General features: G+C 34.5%; 14 protein-coding genes. 2 read left to right on the top strand and 12 right to left on the bottom strand.

The genetic code is table 11. The annotated features are described in order from the left end of the window. Positions 1-45: 45 nt before the first annotated feature. The 9 genes from C794_RS04955 to C794_RS04915 form a co-directional block, all read right to left on the bottom strand. Positions 46-2,184 (bottom strand): ATP-dependent Clp protease ATP-binding subunit, encoded by a 2,139-nt coding sequence (locus C794_RS04955; protein ID WP_017796031.1) that lies wholly within the window; start codon positions 2,182-2,184, stop codon positions 46-48. Positions 2,185-2,443: 259 nt separating this feature from the next. Further along, positions 2,444-3,229 (bottom strand): delta-lactam-biosynthetic de-N-acetylase, encoded by a 786-nt coding sequence (pdaA, locus tag C794_RS04950; protein ID WP_017796030.1) that lies wholly within the window; start codon positions 3,227-3,229, stop codon positions 2,444-2,446. 55 nt (positions 3,230-3,284) lie between these two features. Beyond that, positions 3,285-4,595 carry a Na+/H+ antiporter family protein gene (locus tag C794_RS04945; RefSeq protein ID WP_017796029.1) on the bottom strand — a complete coding sequence of 437 codons (1,311 nt, stop codon included), beginning with the start codon at positions 4,593-4,595 and terminating at the stop codon, positions 3,285-3,287. 373 nt (positions 4,596-4,968) lie between these two features. Beyond that, complete coding sequence (locus C794_RS04940; protein ID WP_017796028.1) at positions 4,969-5,772, bottom strand: YfkD famly protein; 804 nt, start codon at positions 5,770-5,772, stop codon at positions 4,969-4,971. 141 nt (positions 5,773-5,913) lie between these two features. Further along, positions 5,914-6,606: an amino acid ABC transporter permease gene (locus tag C794_RS04935; RefSeq protein WP_017796027.1), complete on the bottom strand. Its 693-nt coding sequence runs from the start codon at positions 6,604-6,606 to the stop codon at positions 5,914-5,916. Positions 6,607-6,619: 13 nt separating this feature from the next. Then, complete coding sequence (locus C794_RS04930) at positions 6,620-7,498, bottom strand: transporter substrate-binding domain-containing protein (RefSeq protein WP_017796026.1); 879 nt, start codon at positions 7,496-7,498, stop codon at positions 6,620-6,622. Positions 7,499-7,682: 184 nt separating this feature from the next. Continuing rightward, on the bottom strand, positions 7,683-8,504 hold the full coding sequence (locus C794_RS04925; RefSeq protein WP_017796025.1) for a YihY/virulence factor BrkB family protein: 822 nt from the start codon (positions 8,502-8,504) through the stop codon (positions 7,683-7,685). Between the two features lie 33 nt (positions 8,505-8,537). Next, positions 8,538-8,834, bottom strand: a complete 297-nt coding sequence (locus C794_RS04920; protein WP_017796024.1) for a hypothetical protein — start codon at positions 8,832-8,834, stop codon at positions 8,538-8,540. Next, positions 8,827-9,321: a low molecular weight protein-tyrosine-phosphatase gene (locus C794_RS04915; RefSeq protein WP_017796023.1), complete on the bottom strand. Its 495-nt coding sequence runs from the start codon at positions 9,319-9,321 to the stop codon at positions 8,827-8,829. The genes C794_RS04920 and C794_RS04915 overlap by 8 nt, the downstream gene beginning before the upstream one ends. A 166-nt stretch (positions 9,322-9,487) precedes the next feature. Between C794_RS04915 and C794_RS04910 the strand changes: the two genes are divergently transcribed. Then, positions 9,488-10,840, top strand: a complete 1,353-nt coding sequence (locus C794_RS04910; RefSeq protein ID WP_017796022.1) for an alanine/glycine:cation symporter family protein — start codon at positions 9,488-9,490, stop codon at positions 10,838-10,840. Between the two features lie 166 nt (positions 10,841-11,006). On the opposite strand, the gene C794_RS04905 is transcribed toward C794_RS04910, so the two are convergent. The 3 genes from C794_RS04905 to C794_RS04895 form a co-directional block, all read right to left on the bottom strand. Continuing rightward, on the bottom strand, positions 11,007-11,678 hold the full coding sequence (locus C794_RS04905) for an SOS response-associated peptidase (protein ID WP_017796021.1): 672 nt from the start codon (positions 11,676-11,678) through the stop codon (positions 11,007-11,009). 14 nt (positions 11,679-11,692) lie between these two features. Beyond that, on the bottom strand, positions 11,693-12,688 hold the full coding sequence (locus C794_RS04900; RefSeq protein WP_017796020.1) for a glutaminase: 996 nt from the start codon (positions 12,686-12,688) through the stop codon (positions 11,693-11,695). A 151-nt stretch (positions 12,689-12,839) separates the two neighbouring features. Next, on the bottom strand, positions 12,840-13,559 hold the full coding sequence (locus C794_RS04895) for a lysophospholipid acyltransferase family protein (RefSeq protein WP_017796019.1): 720 nt from the start codon (positions 13,557-13,559) through the stop codon (positions 12,840-12,842). Between the two features lie 145 nt (positions 13,560-13,704). Here C794_RS04895 and C794_RS04890 point away from each other — a divergent pair, with 145 nt between their 5' ends. Continuing rightward, positions 13,705-14,688, top strand: a complete 984-nt coding sequence (locus C794_RS04890) for an NADPH:quinone oxidoreductase family protein (protein ID WP_017796018.1) — start codon at positions 13,705-13,707, stop codon at positions 14,686-14,688. Positions 14,689-14,900: the final 212 nt, after the last annotated feature.

Below are 14,900 nucleotides of genomic sequence, written 5' to 3'. Positions count from 1 at the left end.
AAAACGCTAAGCCAATTTGGCTTAGCGTTAATATATTGCTCATCTTTAAGATGCTTTATCTATTACAATTTCATTCCCTTTAACATCGACATGAATGGAACTTATACCTTCTCCTTCGAGAATTAAATCAGTTAATGGGTCTTCAATTTTATCTTGAATAACACGACGTAAAGGACGCGCTCCAAAACGAGTATCATATCCTAATTTAACCAATTGCTGTTTTGCTTCATTGGAGATAGTTATTGTCATTTTATTTTCTTTTATTGCCTCTTCTAATTCAGACAACATAAGATCAACAATCTGTAGTAAGTCTTCTTCCGCTAACTCATGGAAGTTAACAATAGCATCAAATCGATTTAAAAATTCTGGTTTGAAGTATTGGCTTAGATTTTCTAGTGTAGACACAGATTCATGTGCTTCTCGATTAAAACCAACATTAACCTGTTTTACACCAGTACCAGCGTTACTTGTCATGATAATAACTGTATCTTTAAAGCTTACTTTTCTACCTTGAGAGTCAGTCAATTGACCATCTTCCATAATCTGCAAGAACATATTTTGTACATCTGGATGAGCTTTTTCAATCTCATCTAACAATAGAATAGAATATGGATTACGACGAATTCGCTCAGTAAGCTGACCAGCTTCTTCATGTCCTACATAACCTGGCGGTGAACCAATTATTTTAGAGACAGCATGTTTTTCCATATACTCACTCATATCTAGTCTAACCATTGCATCTCTAGAACCAAATAGTTCCTCAGCTAATACTTTCGTAAGTTCCGTTTTACCAACTCCTGTAGGTCCCACAAATAAGAATGAACCAATTGGACGTTGTTTTGCTTTTAAGCCTGCACGACTACGACGAATTGCTTTCGCTACTTTTTGCACCGCTTCGTTCTGGCCGATCACTTTCTGACTTAGTTGGTCAGATAAGTTTTTCATTTTTTCTTGTTCATCTTTTTGCATTTTTGTTACTGGAATACCAGTCTTCTCTTCTACAATTAACTCAATATCACTGATATCCACATCTAAGACTTTTTCGCCTTCTTCAACTTTATCTAATTGTTTTTGCAATTGAATTTCTTGATATCTTAAATTTGCTGCTTTTTCATAATCCTCTACATCAGCAGCTTCTTGTTTTTTCTTAATAATTTCATTAAGTTGTTGTTCAAGCGTGTCAGAGTCTTTCTGTGCATTAGATAAATTCAATCTAGAACCTACTTCATCCATTAAATCGATAGCTTTATCAGGTAAATGACGGTCTTGAATATATCTACTTGATAAGTTTACAAATGCACGAATAACTTCTTCAGAATAACGAACTTCATGGAATTTTTCGTAACGCTCCTTGATGCCTTCCAATATGGTTACTGCATCTTCAAAAGATGGTTCGTTTACCATAATTGGCTGCAAGCGTCGTTCAAGTGCAGCGTCTTTTTCTATTTGTCGATATTCTTTAAGTGTGGTTGCACCGATGATTTGTAGATCTCCACGTGCTAATGCTGGTTTTAATAAGTTACCAACATCCATCTGTGAACTTTCTGCTGTTCCAGCTCCAACGATTAAATGAATTTCATCAATGAACAAGATAACATCTTTTCTTGATTGTAATTCTTCAATTAACTTCTTCATTCTTTCTTCAAATTGACCTCGAACTCCAGTATTTGCAACTAAAGAAGCTACATCTAATAAATAAATTTCTTTATTCATTAATTTAGCTGGAACATTTCCTTCTACTATATTTACTGCTAGTCCTTCTGCAATTGCAGTTTTACCAACACCTGGTTCACCAATAAGAACTGGGTTGTTCTTATTTCTTCTATTTAATGTTTCCGTAACTCTTTTAATTTCTTTATCTCTACCAATGACAGAATCTACATTTCCTGATCTCGCTTGGTCAGTTAGGTTTTTTGCTAACTGATCAATGAGGCCATTGCCTTTATTTGCTTTTTGTTTGGTGCGTGTACCAGTAGTACTTCCACCATTTCCTTGTGAAAAGTTATTGGCAAATGCTTGATCCATATTGCCGAATGGAGAATTAGAGAAAAAGTCAGAGTTCATCATATTTCCTTGAATATCTTGGAAACATTCATGGCATAGATGAATTTCCATTCGTTGATTATTCATCTGCATTTGTGCATTTATCGTTGCATCATTTTGACCACAGTTTTGACATTTCATTTCTCATTCCTCCTCTATTTATAGTTAAGATAGCCTGTTGGTTTTAATTTATGACAAACGCCTATATACCGTCACAACTATTTTTGACTTTGACTATCTTTGACTATAGTTTCATTATACTCTGACCTTTTTTGACTTTCAAGTATTTTAGTCAAATTTTTTTATAAAAAGTTTGACCTTTGACTAATAAAAAAATATACACAAAAGGAGCCGTAAATGAAACAGCTCCTTTTCCTTCTACAATATTATTATTCCCATTTTAAAACATAGGAAAACCTTGTGGTAATTGATTTTTTAACATTAAATGATCCAGGCTTTTAAATGTGTATCCTTCCTCTTTTAAATCTTTAACTACCTGTTTCAATGCTTTTGCATTATCTGATGATACTGCATGAAGTAAAATGATTGCCCCAGGATGTATTTGATCCATTATTTGATCATACGCATATTGCCAACCTTTTTGTCCATCTGTATTCCAGTCAATAAAAGCAAGTGACCAAAAGATATGAACTAACCCTAATTCATTTGTCCATTTTAATGTATCTTCATTAAATACTCCTCTTGGGGGGCGCAAATACATCATTTCTTTCTGATCACTAACTTCTGCCACTGCATTTTCCAAATCTTCTACTTCTTTTTGTATTGCTTGTTTGTTCATAATAGTAAAATCTGGATGGTGATAGGAATGATTTCCAATGATATGTCCTTCATTCACCATACGTTTTATTAAATCTGGTTTACTCTTAACATAATGACCAGTTACAAAAAATGTTGCAGGTACTTTTTCTTCCTTTAAAACATCAAGAATTTCATCCGTATATCCTTGTTCATAACCATTATCAAACGTTACATATAAAACTTTTTCTCCCGAATCATCTACATAATATGCATTATACTCATCTAATAATGCTTGATATGAACCTATATCCGGTATTTCATGATTAGAATTTTTACTATAACCCCACCCGTAAGCATGAACCGTGTTTAATGGTAATAGCACATAAAAAAAGGCAAGAAAAACGAGTAAAGATATTGTTTTTTTCATACAATCCCCACCTATGTTTTTTCTTACCTTATCCTGTTTCATATTTTTTTATTCATTATAGAACCATTGCAGCTATCCATCCGAATATAAATAATGGAATATTATAATGCAAGAACGTTGGTACGCATGTGTCCCAAATATGGTTATGCTTTCCATCTGCATTTAAGCCCGAAGTAGGGCCTAACGTACTATCCGAAGCTGGTGATCCAGCATCTCCAAGAGCTCCCGCTGTACCAACAAGTGCCGCTGTTGCCATTGGTGAAAAACCTGCAGCAATACATATAGGAACAAATAAAGCTGCGATTATTGGAATAGTACCAAAAGAAGTACCAATTCCTATGGTAATAAATAATCCTAGTATCAATAGCACCAACGCAATTAATGCTTGATTATCACCTAATGATTGTGAGGTTACTTCTACTAAAGACTGCACTGCCCCAGTTTGTTCCAATACATTTGCAAATCCAGATGCTACAAGAATTACAAATGAAATTGTCCCCATCATTGTAATTCCATCTGTCATCACACGGTCCATTTCTTTAAAAGGTATAACAACAAATAAAAGTAAAGCTACTAGACCAGTTAACGCACCTAGTATTAGGTTATCAAATATAATTTGAACAATTAATGCTAACACTATGGCTACTAATGTAAAAACATGCTTTTTCTCAAAAGTAATATTCGAATCTGTTTGGGTAGCTACATTAGTAGATACATCTTCTCGAGCTTCTTTTGGTTCTTTATCTTTTCGATACGTAATAAATATCGCTATTAATAGTCCAACCACCATCCCTAATCCAGGAACTAACATAGCCATCGTTGTTTGATTCGTTGTGATTTCTGCACCATTATTTTGTAATCCATCAATAATTAATCCGTGGAAAATCAAACCATAACCAGCAGGTATCATTATATAAGGAGCTTTTAAACCAAAAGTTAGTGTAATTGCTACCGCACGCCTATCCATTCTCATCTTATCAAATACTTTTAATAAAGGTGGAATTAGGATAGGAATAAAAGCAATATGCACCGGAACTAGATTTTGTGAAAGTGATGCAACTCCAGCTAATGCGAGTAACATCATTGTCTTTTTACCCGTTAATATGCGAATAATAAAGTTGACTAATAAACTTGTTATTCCTGTGTAACTAATCGCAACCGCAAAAGCTCCTAAAAGAATATAACTTAGAGCTGTATTTGCAGCGCCTCCCATTCCTTCTACCATCATTTTAATTGAATCACTTATATTTAAACCAGAAAGTAATCCTGCCGTAATTGCTGCTACAATAATAGACAGTATTACATTGAACCTGAGCAAACATAATATCGTCATTACTAATACTGATACTATAACAACCCATTCCATTGTACTTCCCCACCATTCTCATCTCTTTATTACTTCATCATGATAAAGTATTAAAGGATAAAATTCAACCCCTTTTTTAATATTAATTTATATAAATCAATTTATATTTAAGATATTCGGTATAAAATCCGAATGTAGCGCTGTCTGATTTCCATTACATACGCACAAGGATTCAACTAACTAGGAAAAAACCTCTATTCTAGTGGATTTTCAAGCCTCTTCTGAGTAGGTGTCACCGTCCTGCATTACAATCTAATAAAGCTTTCCGATAATCTAACATTAATATACGATTTAAAATAGAACTTACGGAACTTGGTGATTAGGAAAGCTTCATCTAATAACAAAAAGCCGCCCTTTAGACAGCTCTCCATAGTTATTTGACATTAAATGAGAAAGAAACGTGGTCTTGAATAGGTATCCAAGCTCCTATTCCTTGTTTCGTGACATTTTTGATTTTTATTGATTTATTCGATCCTTTTAATTCGATATATACTTCCCCAAAAGTAACCTGTCCTTTTTCATTTACTGCTGGTGCAAAAGCTTGTAATGTTCCATGTTTTTGGCTAGGTACAGAATAGGAATTAGTTAACTTTGTACTTTGTCCAAAAATAGTATTATATGACAGGGGAAGCTTCGTCTTTTCCTTCGATTTTAACAACATCATTTTTTTCACATCATTGGGATTGCTTATTTTATTGGTAAGAGCTCCTTTTACTTCTTTTTCCTGTTGCTGAATATAGTTCATATTTTGAACTTCATTTCCACCAATGTTATTCATTTCATTCACATTAATTTCTTGGTATTCCCAGTTAATATTCGATTCTTCTGATTGGTAATTTAGTGGCCATCTTCCTAAGTAAACCATCCCACGATAACCTATGGCAATTGGAGAGGGTTTTATAGAGCTTTCATTTAAAATTTTTATTAACTCTGGATTTTCAATTGGAATTTCAACATCCTCCAGTATTTCTATTGTCCAATCGCTTGGTTCAATTACTTCCTGATCTTCTGTAGAATTAGGATAAGTATTTTCTTTGGAAATATCAAGTACATGACTAGGGACGGCTGAGTCTTCATTTTCTTTCGAGTCATCTTCAGCTACTGCAAGTTGAGGAAAGGTGAGTGATGAAAATAATACTGCGATAAACAAGTAGCTCGCACTAATGTTATTAAGCATAATTACCTTCCTTTCGTTTTTTTCTATTTTTTTCTGAAGATAGTAAAACTATGCATTGAATTCAAAAATGGTATTTAATAGCATAAGAAATACAAAGAGCGAGGTAGAAACATAATTATATTTTGTCTCAACCTCGCTCTTTTATTTAGATACATATACGCTATATCTTTTTTCTAATCTTTCTTGAAGCATTCCAATCAAAATACAAATCGGCCAATAAATTAAAGCAACTAAAATATACACTGTCATCGCATCGAATTCTCTACCTGTAACAATCTGTGCCTTTTGGAAAAGCTCTGGTACAGTTATTACTGCAGTTAACGATGTCGCCTTCACGATATCCATAAAAACATTGGTCAACGGTGGAATGGCTATTCTTGTTGCTTGCGGCAAAATAATTTTTCGTAATGTATGCCAATAAGTCATATTAAGCGCTTTTGCTGATTCCCATTGTCCTCTATCGACACTATTTAATGATGAACGATTAATTTCCGCAATATAGGCAGCACTATTAAGACCGAACCCTAGAATTGCAGCTGCTATCGCCGATAATTCAATCCCTATATAAGGCAAACCAAAATATATAATAAAGAGAAAGACAAGCATTGGCGTACCCCGCATAAAGGAGATATAAATTCTAGATGGCCAACGTAATAGGAATGTTTTTGAATCTCTCGCCAAGGCGAGAAATAAGCCAAAAACTAATCCAATTGCCATACCTGCTATAGCAATCATGATAGTATAAGGTAATCCCTCTAAAATGAATGGTAAATTTCGTAAAGCAAGGTCAACATCAAAAATATTAAACAACTTTGTCATTAATATAATATTCATCTTTTAGCGCCTTTTACAAATCTAACCCATCAATTTCTTCAATCTCTTCGTTCGGTTCTACAGATGCATCTTCTTCATAAAATTCTTTCGCTAGTTCGCTTAAAGTTCCATCTTCTCTCATTTCTTGAAGTACGTTGTTAATTTCTTCTGTCATTTTATCTGCGTCTTTTGGCATGATAACGCCTTGTTGACTAGGATGGAATTTAATCGTTGGATGTAAGTGTAAATCAAAATCAGGAAAAGCAGCTACCCCGAATTTGGTTAAGTAATAGTCGTTGATCACTACATCTGTTCTTCCATTACTTACATCACTTAAATACGCTTCATTTGGTGCATTACCATAAGTAACTACTTCTGCTCCATAATGTTCTGCAATTTGGCTATAAATAGTGGTAGCACCACCACCAGCTTTCTTCCCTTCTAAATCCTCTAAACTTTCTATTCCAGAATTATCTGACTCACGAACTGCCATTGTTGCATAAGAGTACTTATATGGTTCACTGAAATTAAATTGTCCCTTACGCTTATCCGTGATTTCGATATCATTTGCCGCTAAATCTATTCTTCCGCTTTGAACAGCTGGTAACATACTGTCTATGCCCATAATTTCAAATTTAATTTCTAAATCTAATCGTTTTGCAATCTCTTTCATAATTTCTACATCGTAACCTGTTAATTCATCTTGTTCATCATAATAAGACGCCGCTATTAGTGTCCCTGATGTTCCGACTACAAGTTCACCAGATTGTTGAACACTTTCCCATCGTTCATCAGATACAGTTTCATCACTTTTACTATTCTCCGGTGTTTCTTCGGTTTCTTCATTTGTTCCACACGCAGCTAAAAGCAGAATAAACATGAATATAAATAAGCTTAACATTACTTTCTTCATTTCTTTCACCCTTCCCCTATTGTTATAATACGAATCTGAAAATTATTATAACAGATAATAACTATGTGTAAAACAATTAATATAAACTGTATAATTTTTCACAACTATAAATTGTATAACAGATTTTATGATATTAAAAAAGCCAAAGAAAAATACATTTCATTCTCCTCTGGCTTCATATTATTTAATGATTCTTTTTTCGTTGATCTTGTATAAAAGCATTTAATGCTCCACCTGTAATGATAATAATCCCAAATAAATAAAACCATATCATTAAAACAATTACGGTTCCCAAACTTCCGTAAGTGGCCGAATAATTTCCTAAATTATTCACATAAAAAGAAAAGCCCCATGATACTAATTGCCAAGATAAAGTAGCAAATGCTGTACCCCATACCACTTCTGAAAATGAAATACGTTTATGAGGGGCAAGCTTGTACAGAAATAATAAAACGATAAAGAAAATAGCAGAGGATATAATCCATCTTAATGTCTCCCAAACTTCGATAAATCCAGTTGTAAACCCAAACATAGAAAATATATAAATACCGATCATTCTTCCAAATACAGGCAACAATAAAGCTAATAAAATGATGATAACCATACCAACTGTTAATACAATAGAAATTAATCTTGTCGTAAAGAATGATCGCTCCGTTTCTATACGATAGGAACTATTAAAAGCTCTTGTTATTGCATTAACACCATTTGAAGCTGCCCATAAGGTACCTAATATACTAATTGATAAAAGACCGGTATTTTGCTCAGTTAATGTATCTAAGTTTGTAGAAATTAACTGTATTACTTGTTCAGGGGCAAAGGTTCCGATCGTCTCCATAATAAGATTAATATCAATTGGCAGATAGGCGATTAGATTAAGTAAAAACAATAGAAAAGGGAATAAAGATAACAAAAAGAAATAAGCAAGTTGTGCTGCCAAACCAAATACATCAACCTCTTCTATTCGTTGATAAAATTTCTTGCCTAGGCTAATCCAACTCTCCAATGTATCTCTCTCCCCCTATCATCTGTTCTTGTATTACTCTATTTCTTTTCGCCCTGTTTTATTCGTAACTTTATCTAATGTTTGTTCTACTTGCTCTAAAGCGTTGATAGCATTGGAAGATCCACTTGCCACAGCATTATTCAATTTATCAACCGTTTGCTTAATACCGTTAATTGCTTCAGATGGATGACTTGTATAGTAAGATGAAGTCGCTTTAGCTAATACTAACTTTTTCTTTGCATAATCTCTTGCATCCTTATCTATTAATGCTGTTGCTCCACCTGCAACTGCCCCAACTACCATTCCAAGTAAAATTTTACGTTTACCCATGATTCATCTCTCCTTCTTCGTTTAATTGATGGTATTCTTTCAAAAATTGAAGTAAATGTTGACATCCACTTAATATAAGTTGATACGCGTATTCAAAATTCCCACTAAAAAAAGGATCTGGAACATTAATCACTTGAGAACTTTCCACAAATTCGAGTAAACGACCCATAACAGGACCTTTTTTTGATTGTATCTTTTCCAAGTCCTTTATATTCTGCTCATCCATAACAATAATATAATCAAAATTTTTCCAGTCATCCTTCTCGATCTGCCTTGCATATGAATTTCTATATGAGATTCCCTCACGATCCAGGATGTTTCTAGTTCCACTATGTGGTTGTTTACCGGTATGCCAATTTCCTATTCCTGCAGAGTCTACTTGAATAAATGGAGATAAATTTTCGTTTTCAAGCATATGTCTGAAAATGGCTTCTGCCATTGGGGAACGACAAATATTTCCAAGACAAACAAATAAAACACGTATCAACGATTTCCACCTCTTTCTCTTTTTATTCTATTATAAGCGACTAGATTTGATAAGCAAATACATGTAAATTTCGATAAATAATATAAAATGTATTAAATTTCCTCTTGACATCCAACCAAATATTCGAAATATTATATACTATATAAAAAAAGAGGGGGCTAGTAATTTGATAGAGTTTTTAGAAGAGGTAAGTTCATTTGTGTGGGGTCCACCAACATTAATACTAATCGTTGGAGCAGGGCTTTATCTCACATTTAGACTTGGATTCCTGCAAATTCGGGCGCTACCGTATGCTTTAAGATTAGCATTTAGCCCACAAAAACAAGATAAGAAATCTAAAGGTGATATTAGTCACTATCAAGCATTAACAACTGCTATGGCTGCAACGATTGGAACTGGTAATATCGTTGGGGTTGCAACCGCAGTCGTTGCCGGAGGACCCGGTGCAGTTTTTTGGATGTGGATAACTGCTATATTTGGGATGGCCACCAAATATTCAGAAGCAATATTAGCAGTTAAATATCGAGTCACTGATGATAACGGCAAAATGGCCGGTGGTCCAATGTATTACTTAGAACGTGGATTAAATTTAAAATGGTTAGGTGTTATTTTCGCTATATTTGGTTCCATTGCAGCATTTGGTATCGGGAATATGGTACAGTCCAACTCAGTCTCAGATGCGTTACAAACATCATTTTCCATCCCTACATGGGTAACAGGACTTGTACTAACTGTTCTTACTGCACTTGTTGTACTTGGAGGAATTAAAACTATCGGAAAAGTTACTTCATTTTTCGTACCAATTATGGCTGTTATTTATGTGTTTGGTGGGCTTACCATCATGGTTATGAACTTTGATTTAATTCCAGCCGCAGTTAACCTTATCTTAACAGATGCATTTACCGGTAGTGCTGTGGGCGGAGGAATTTTAGGAACCGTAATTCGATATGGAGTAGCACGTGGTGTTTTCTCTAATGAAGCTGGACTTGGTTCTGCGCCGATTGCAGCTGCTGCTGCCAAGACAGACTATCCTGGTAGACAAGCTTTGGTATCAATGACACAAGTATTTATCGATACGATTATTGTTTGTTCCATTACGGGTATTACTATCGTGATGGCCGACATGTACGGTACTGGAGCTGATGGAGCTTCCTTAACTGGGGCATCATTTGCATACTTCTTAGGTGGATTTGGAGAACATATTGTAACCATTTCGATTGTATTCTTCGCGTTTTCCACACTTGTAGGATGGTCTTATTACGGAGAAAAATGTTTTGGATACTTATTTAAGAATCAAAATGCAATGAAAGCCTATCGATTGATTTTTGTTCTGATTGTATTCTATGGAGCAGTTGAAGTAATCGACATAGTATGGCTAATGTCAGATATATTTAATGCTCTAATGGCTGTACCGAATATTATCGGTCTTCTCGGTTTATCTGGAGTTGTAGTTTATGAAACTAAACGATTTATGAAGGTTGCCAAAGAAGAAAAACAACAAGCAAAAAGAACTGGATAAAGAATCATTTTTCCACTTTTAATAAGAGAGATGGGGACATAACTAATCTGTTTGCTCAAAAGACAGACGATAATTACAAGCGTAAAAAATATACTGCTCTTATAGGAGGATTTATCTTTTGGGTAAATACTTTGTCTCAATCTCTCTTATTTTTTTCTTACTTCATTTACTCTTCTATGATGGCCGAAATACATTTTTCATCATTGTTTTTAGCATTATTCACATGTGTACTAACAGGATAATGTATTAACCTATCTTGCTTTTCATAATCAAGCCAGTACTTCCAATCTACAGAATTATGGCTTTTAGGCTCTATCCACTCTTCTTCTCTAGCTTTAGGCAAAATAACAGGCATTCTATGGTGAAGTTCTTGCATATCTTGATTCGCTTGCCTTGTTAAAATAGTGCAAGTAAATAAAGGTTCTTCATCGCCTTGCCATTTATCCCATAACCCTGCAAATGCAAAGACGTCTTTATTTTCTAGCTGAATACGCATCGGTTGTTTTTTATCCAATTTTTTCTTCCACTCATAGAAACTATCTGCAATAATTAAACATCTTTTTGAAGAAAGTAATCGTTTGAAACTTGGCTTTTCATGTACAGTTTCACTTCGGGCGTTTATCATCTTATATCCAATTTTTGGATCTTTTGCCCAAGAAGGCACCAATCCCCATTTCATATAACCAGCACGACGCTCTTTACCATCATGTATAATCGACAATACTTTCTGCCCAGGAGCTATATTATAGCTAGGCTCATAAAAATCTAACGATTGCTGTAGTCCAAATGCTTCTTTAATCGCTAATTCATCTGCTAATAACGTATATCTACCGCACAAAGATTACCCCTCCCTTAAAATAGACTTAAATCCCATTGATTTGCTATATGTCGCAGCAGTTTAATGCCCGCAATGCTATTCCCTTGTTTATCCAATGCTGGGCCAAATACTCCAATGCCACATCCTTCTATAAATGGTAGATCCTGTTCACGAACTCTTGGTGGGACTACTGCAAGTATTCCTCCAGACACGCCACTTTTTGCAGGAATACCTACATAGGAAGCAAACTTTCCAGATGCATCATACATTCCACATGTAAGCATCAATGATTTTGCGACTCGAGCAATTTGTTTTGGAATTAGAGTTTCATCTGTGTTCGGATGTATTCCATCGTTTGATAATACTAAGCCAATCATTGCCAAGTCATCGACTGTAACGTTTAATGAACAGTGTTTAAAATATGTTTCCAATGTAATACTCAAATCAGACTCCAGGTATCCTTCTTCCAGTAGATAGTATCCAATTGCTCTATTTCGCATGGAAGTATCTCGTTCGGAAACATATACGTCTACATCAATTTCAGGCCGATGTCCGAGTATTTTTTCTAATAATTGATATAAGGGCTCTAATTTTTGATCAGATGTTTTTCCTTTTAACAAAGAAGAAATTGTTATTGCTCCCGAATTAACTAGTGGATTAAATGGTTTTTTTGGTTGGTTGATTTCTAAATGCATAATCGAATTAAAAGATTCTCCAGTCGGTTCTACATCTACTCTTTGAAGGACATATGTAAGACCTCTTTCCATGCATGCTACAATAAAACTTAACACTTTCGATATACTTTGAATGGAAAACTCCGAATCTGTATCTCCAGAACGAATGATAGTACCATTCTTACCAATTATAGAAATACCTAAAGTATTAGGATCAGCATGTTCAAGTCTTGGTATGTAATTAGCTACTTTACCTTCATCCGTTTGTTTCTGATAAAAATTTACCCAATTGTCAACATAATCTTGTAACCACTCTTTACCTCTCTCGATATTTAAATTTACCGACCCTTGCACCATTACTTAACACCTCATTTCTACATTGCTTATATTAACCGTATTCCCTAATCTTTTTTATTTTACCCTTATTCAAGACTATTCCATACAAAAAACACTTTCAAAATAAAAGGAATACCTTCCGTTCAAAAGTGTTTCTCCAAATGTTATTCATCTATTTGTCATTTAACCTTTTTCTAATGATACTCTCTACATTACTAGCAATTTCTGCGCTTTTCATTTTCTCATATTGTTCTGGCATAATTGGATCATCGATAACAATTTGAATAGAAGATTTTTTCATTCTCCCACCATCTTCTTCTAACATTTGATAAGTTCCATCAATACTAACTGGAACAATAGGAACCTTTGATTTCGTAGCTAGACGAAAACTTCCAGCTTTAAAATTGTTCACTTCTCTTCCCTTACTTCTCGTCCCCTCTGGAAATATCAACATAGAATTTCCATTTTTTAAATTTTCTATTCCCTGTTGAATCGCCTTCATAGATTGCCTGCGATCTGTACGATCTATAAAAACACAATGAACAAATTCCATCCATGTAGAGATTATCGGAATCTTTTTTATTTCCTTTTTCGCAATAAAGCCAACTGGACGCTCAAGATATCCTAAGAAAGCCAATATATCAAATATTCCTTGGTGATTTGCTACAAACAAAACTGGTCCTGATGGTACTTTTTGCAGCCCTTCTACCTTCACATCTGTTCCTGTTTTGGCAATAACTTTTTGAGATACTATTTTTGGAGTTGCAAATATCTCATCCTTTTTTTCTAAAGCAAGTCCAGTCGCAGCCAAGTTTTTCACTTTTTGTAATTTAAAGATAGTTCCTATAACCAGTAAGGACGCATAAACATATATTCCAATTGTTCGTATCATACTCAACACTCCCTCTGTGCACACAAAAGTTATTATACTATGATTACTATTGACAATGAAGAAATTTGTCGTAAATCGAATAAATTGATTGAAGTGGTTATTTTATATTATTCTTTTTGTAATACCTATAAAGGAGTGAGTCATGATGAGTTATAAAGCATTTGTTTTATACAAAGAAGAAAATAGCTTACACCATAAAATAGAAAATTTAGAAGAAGCTTATTGGCAAGATGGCGATATTTGGATTGACGTTGCATATTCTAGCGTGAATTATAAAGATGCGTATGTTGTTAAAGATGGTTCTTTAGCTGAAACATCTCCTTTAATACCTGGTATTGATTTAGCAGGAACTGTAAGGGAATCTAACAATCCTTCGTTCCAAAAAGGACAAGCCGTAATTGCAACAAGCTATCGTATAGGAACTGGCCATCATGGTGGCTATGCACAGGTAGCAAGAATACCTAGTGAATGGGTGATTCCTTTACCCGATGGACTTACATTAAAAGAGGCTATGATACTTGGAACAGCTGGTTTAACGGCTGCTTTATCTATTCAGAAGTTAGAAAATAATGGATTAACCCCCGACCAAGGACCAGTTGTTGTTCCAGGAGCTACAGGAGGAGTCGGTAGTCTAGCTGTCAATATGCTATCTAATCTCGGTTATGAAGTAATTGCAGGGACCGGAAAAGATGATAAAAAACAATATTTATTACAAATCGGAGCAAGTGAGGTAGTTAACCGTCAAGATTTACAAGAAGAAGCTCCTTCCTCACCACAGAAAGCAAAATGGGCTGGCGCAGTTGATCCAGTAGGTGGAAATACATTATCATATATTCTCAACACTTTAAAACGTGGTGGATCTGTTGCAACTAGTGGTTTTACAGCAGGAACAAATGTCCAAACTACTGTATTTCCATTTATCGGTAGAGGGGTTAACTGGTTAGGCATTGATTCTGTTACGTGTTCAATGAAAGAACGAACAGACGCTTGGCATCGATTAGCAACAGACTTAAAGCCCACTATTTTCCAAAATGAATCTATTCAAGAAGTTACGTTAGAAGAATTAGATCATGTTTTTGAAGCGATGCTTGCTGGTAAAACAACAGGACGGACAATTGTGGCTTTATAATTGGAATTAAGATGAAAACTGTATCTTAGAATAGGAGAGTCCTTTTAGATATGTAAATTATATAATAAACTTGTGGTAAAACACTCAACCGATTCTAATATACATTAAAATGATTAATAGAGCGGGTTCTATTTTCTAAAAATGATTTCTAATTTTCATGATTGTAGTAAATAGTACCCTTCTATTAACCAATACTGCTTTCATTTCCATCA

The sequence above is a fragment of the Oceanobacillus kimchii X50 genome (assembly GCF_000340475.1).
In the GTDB taxonomy this organism is placed as follows: Bacteria; Bacillota; Bacilli; order Bacillales; family Amphibacillaceae; genus Oceanobacillus; species Oceanobacillus kimchii.
The sequence above is the reverse complement of the archived record's forward strand: the minus strand, read 5'-3'. Positions and strand labels throughout refer to the sequence as shown.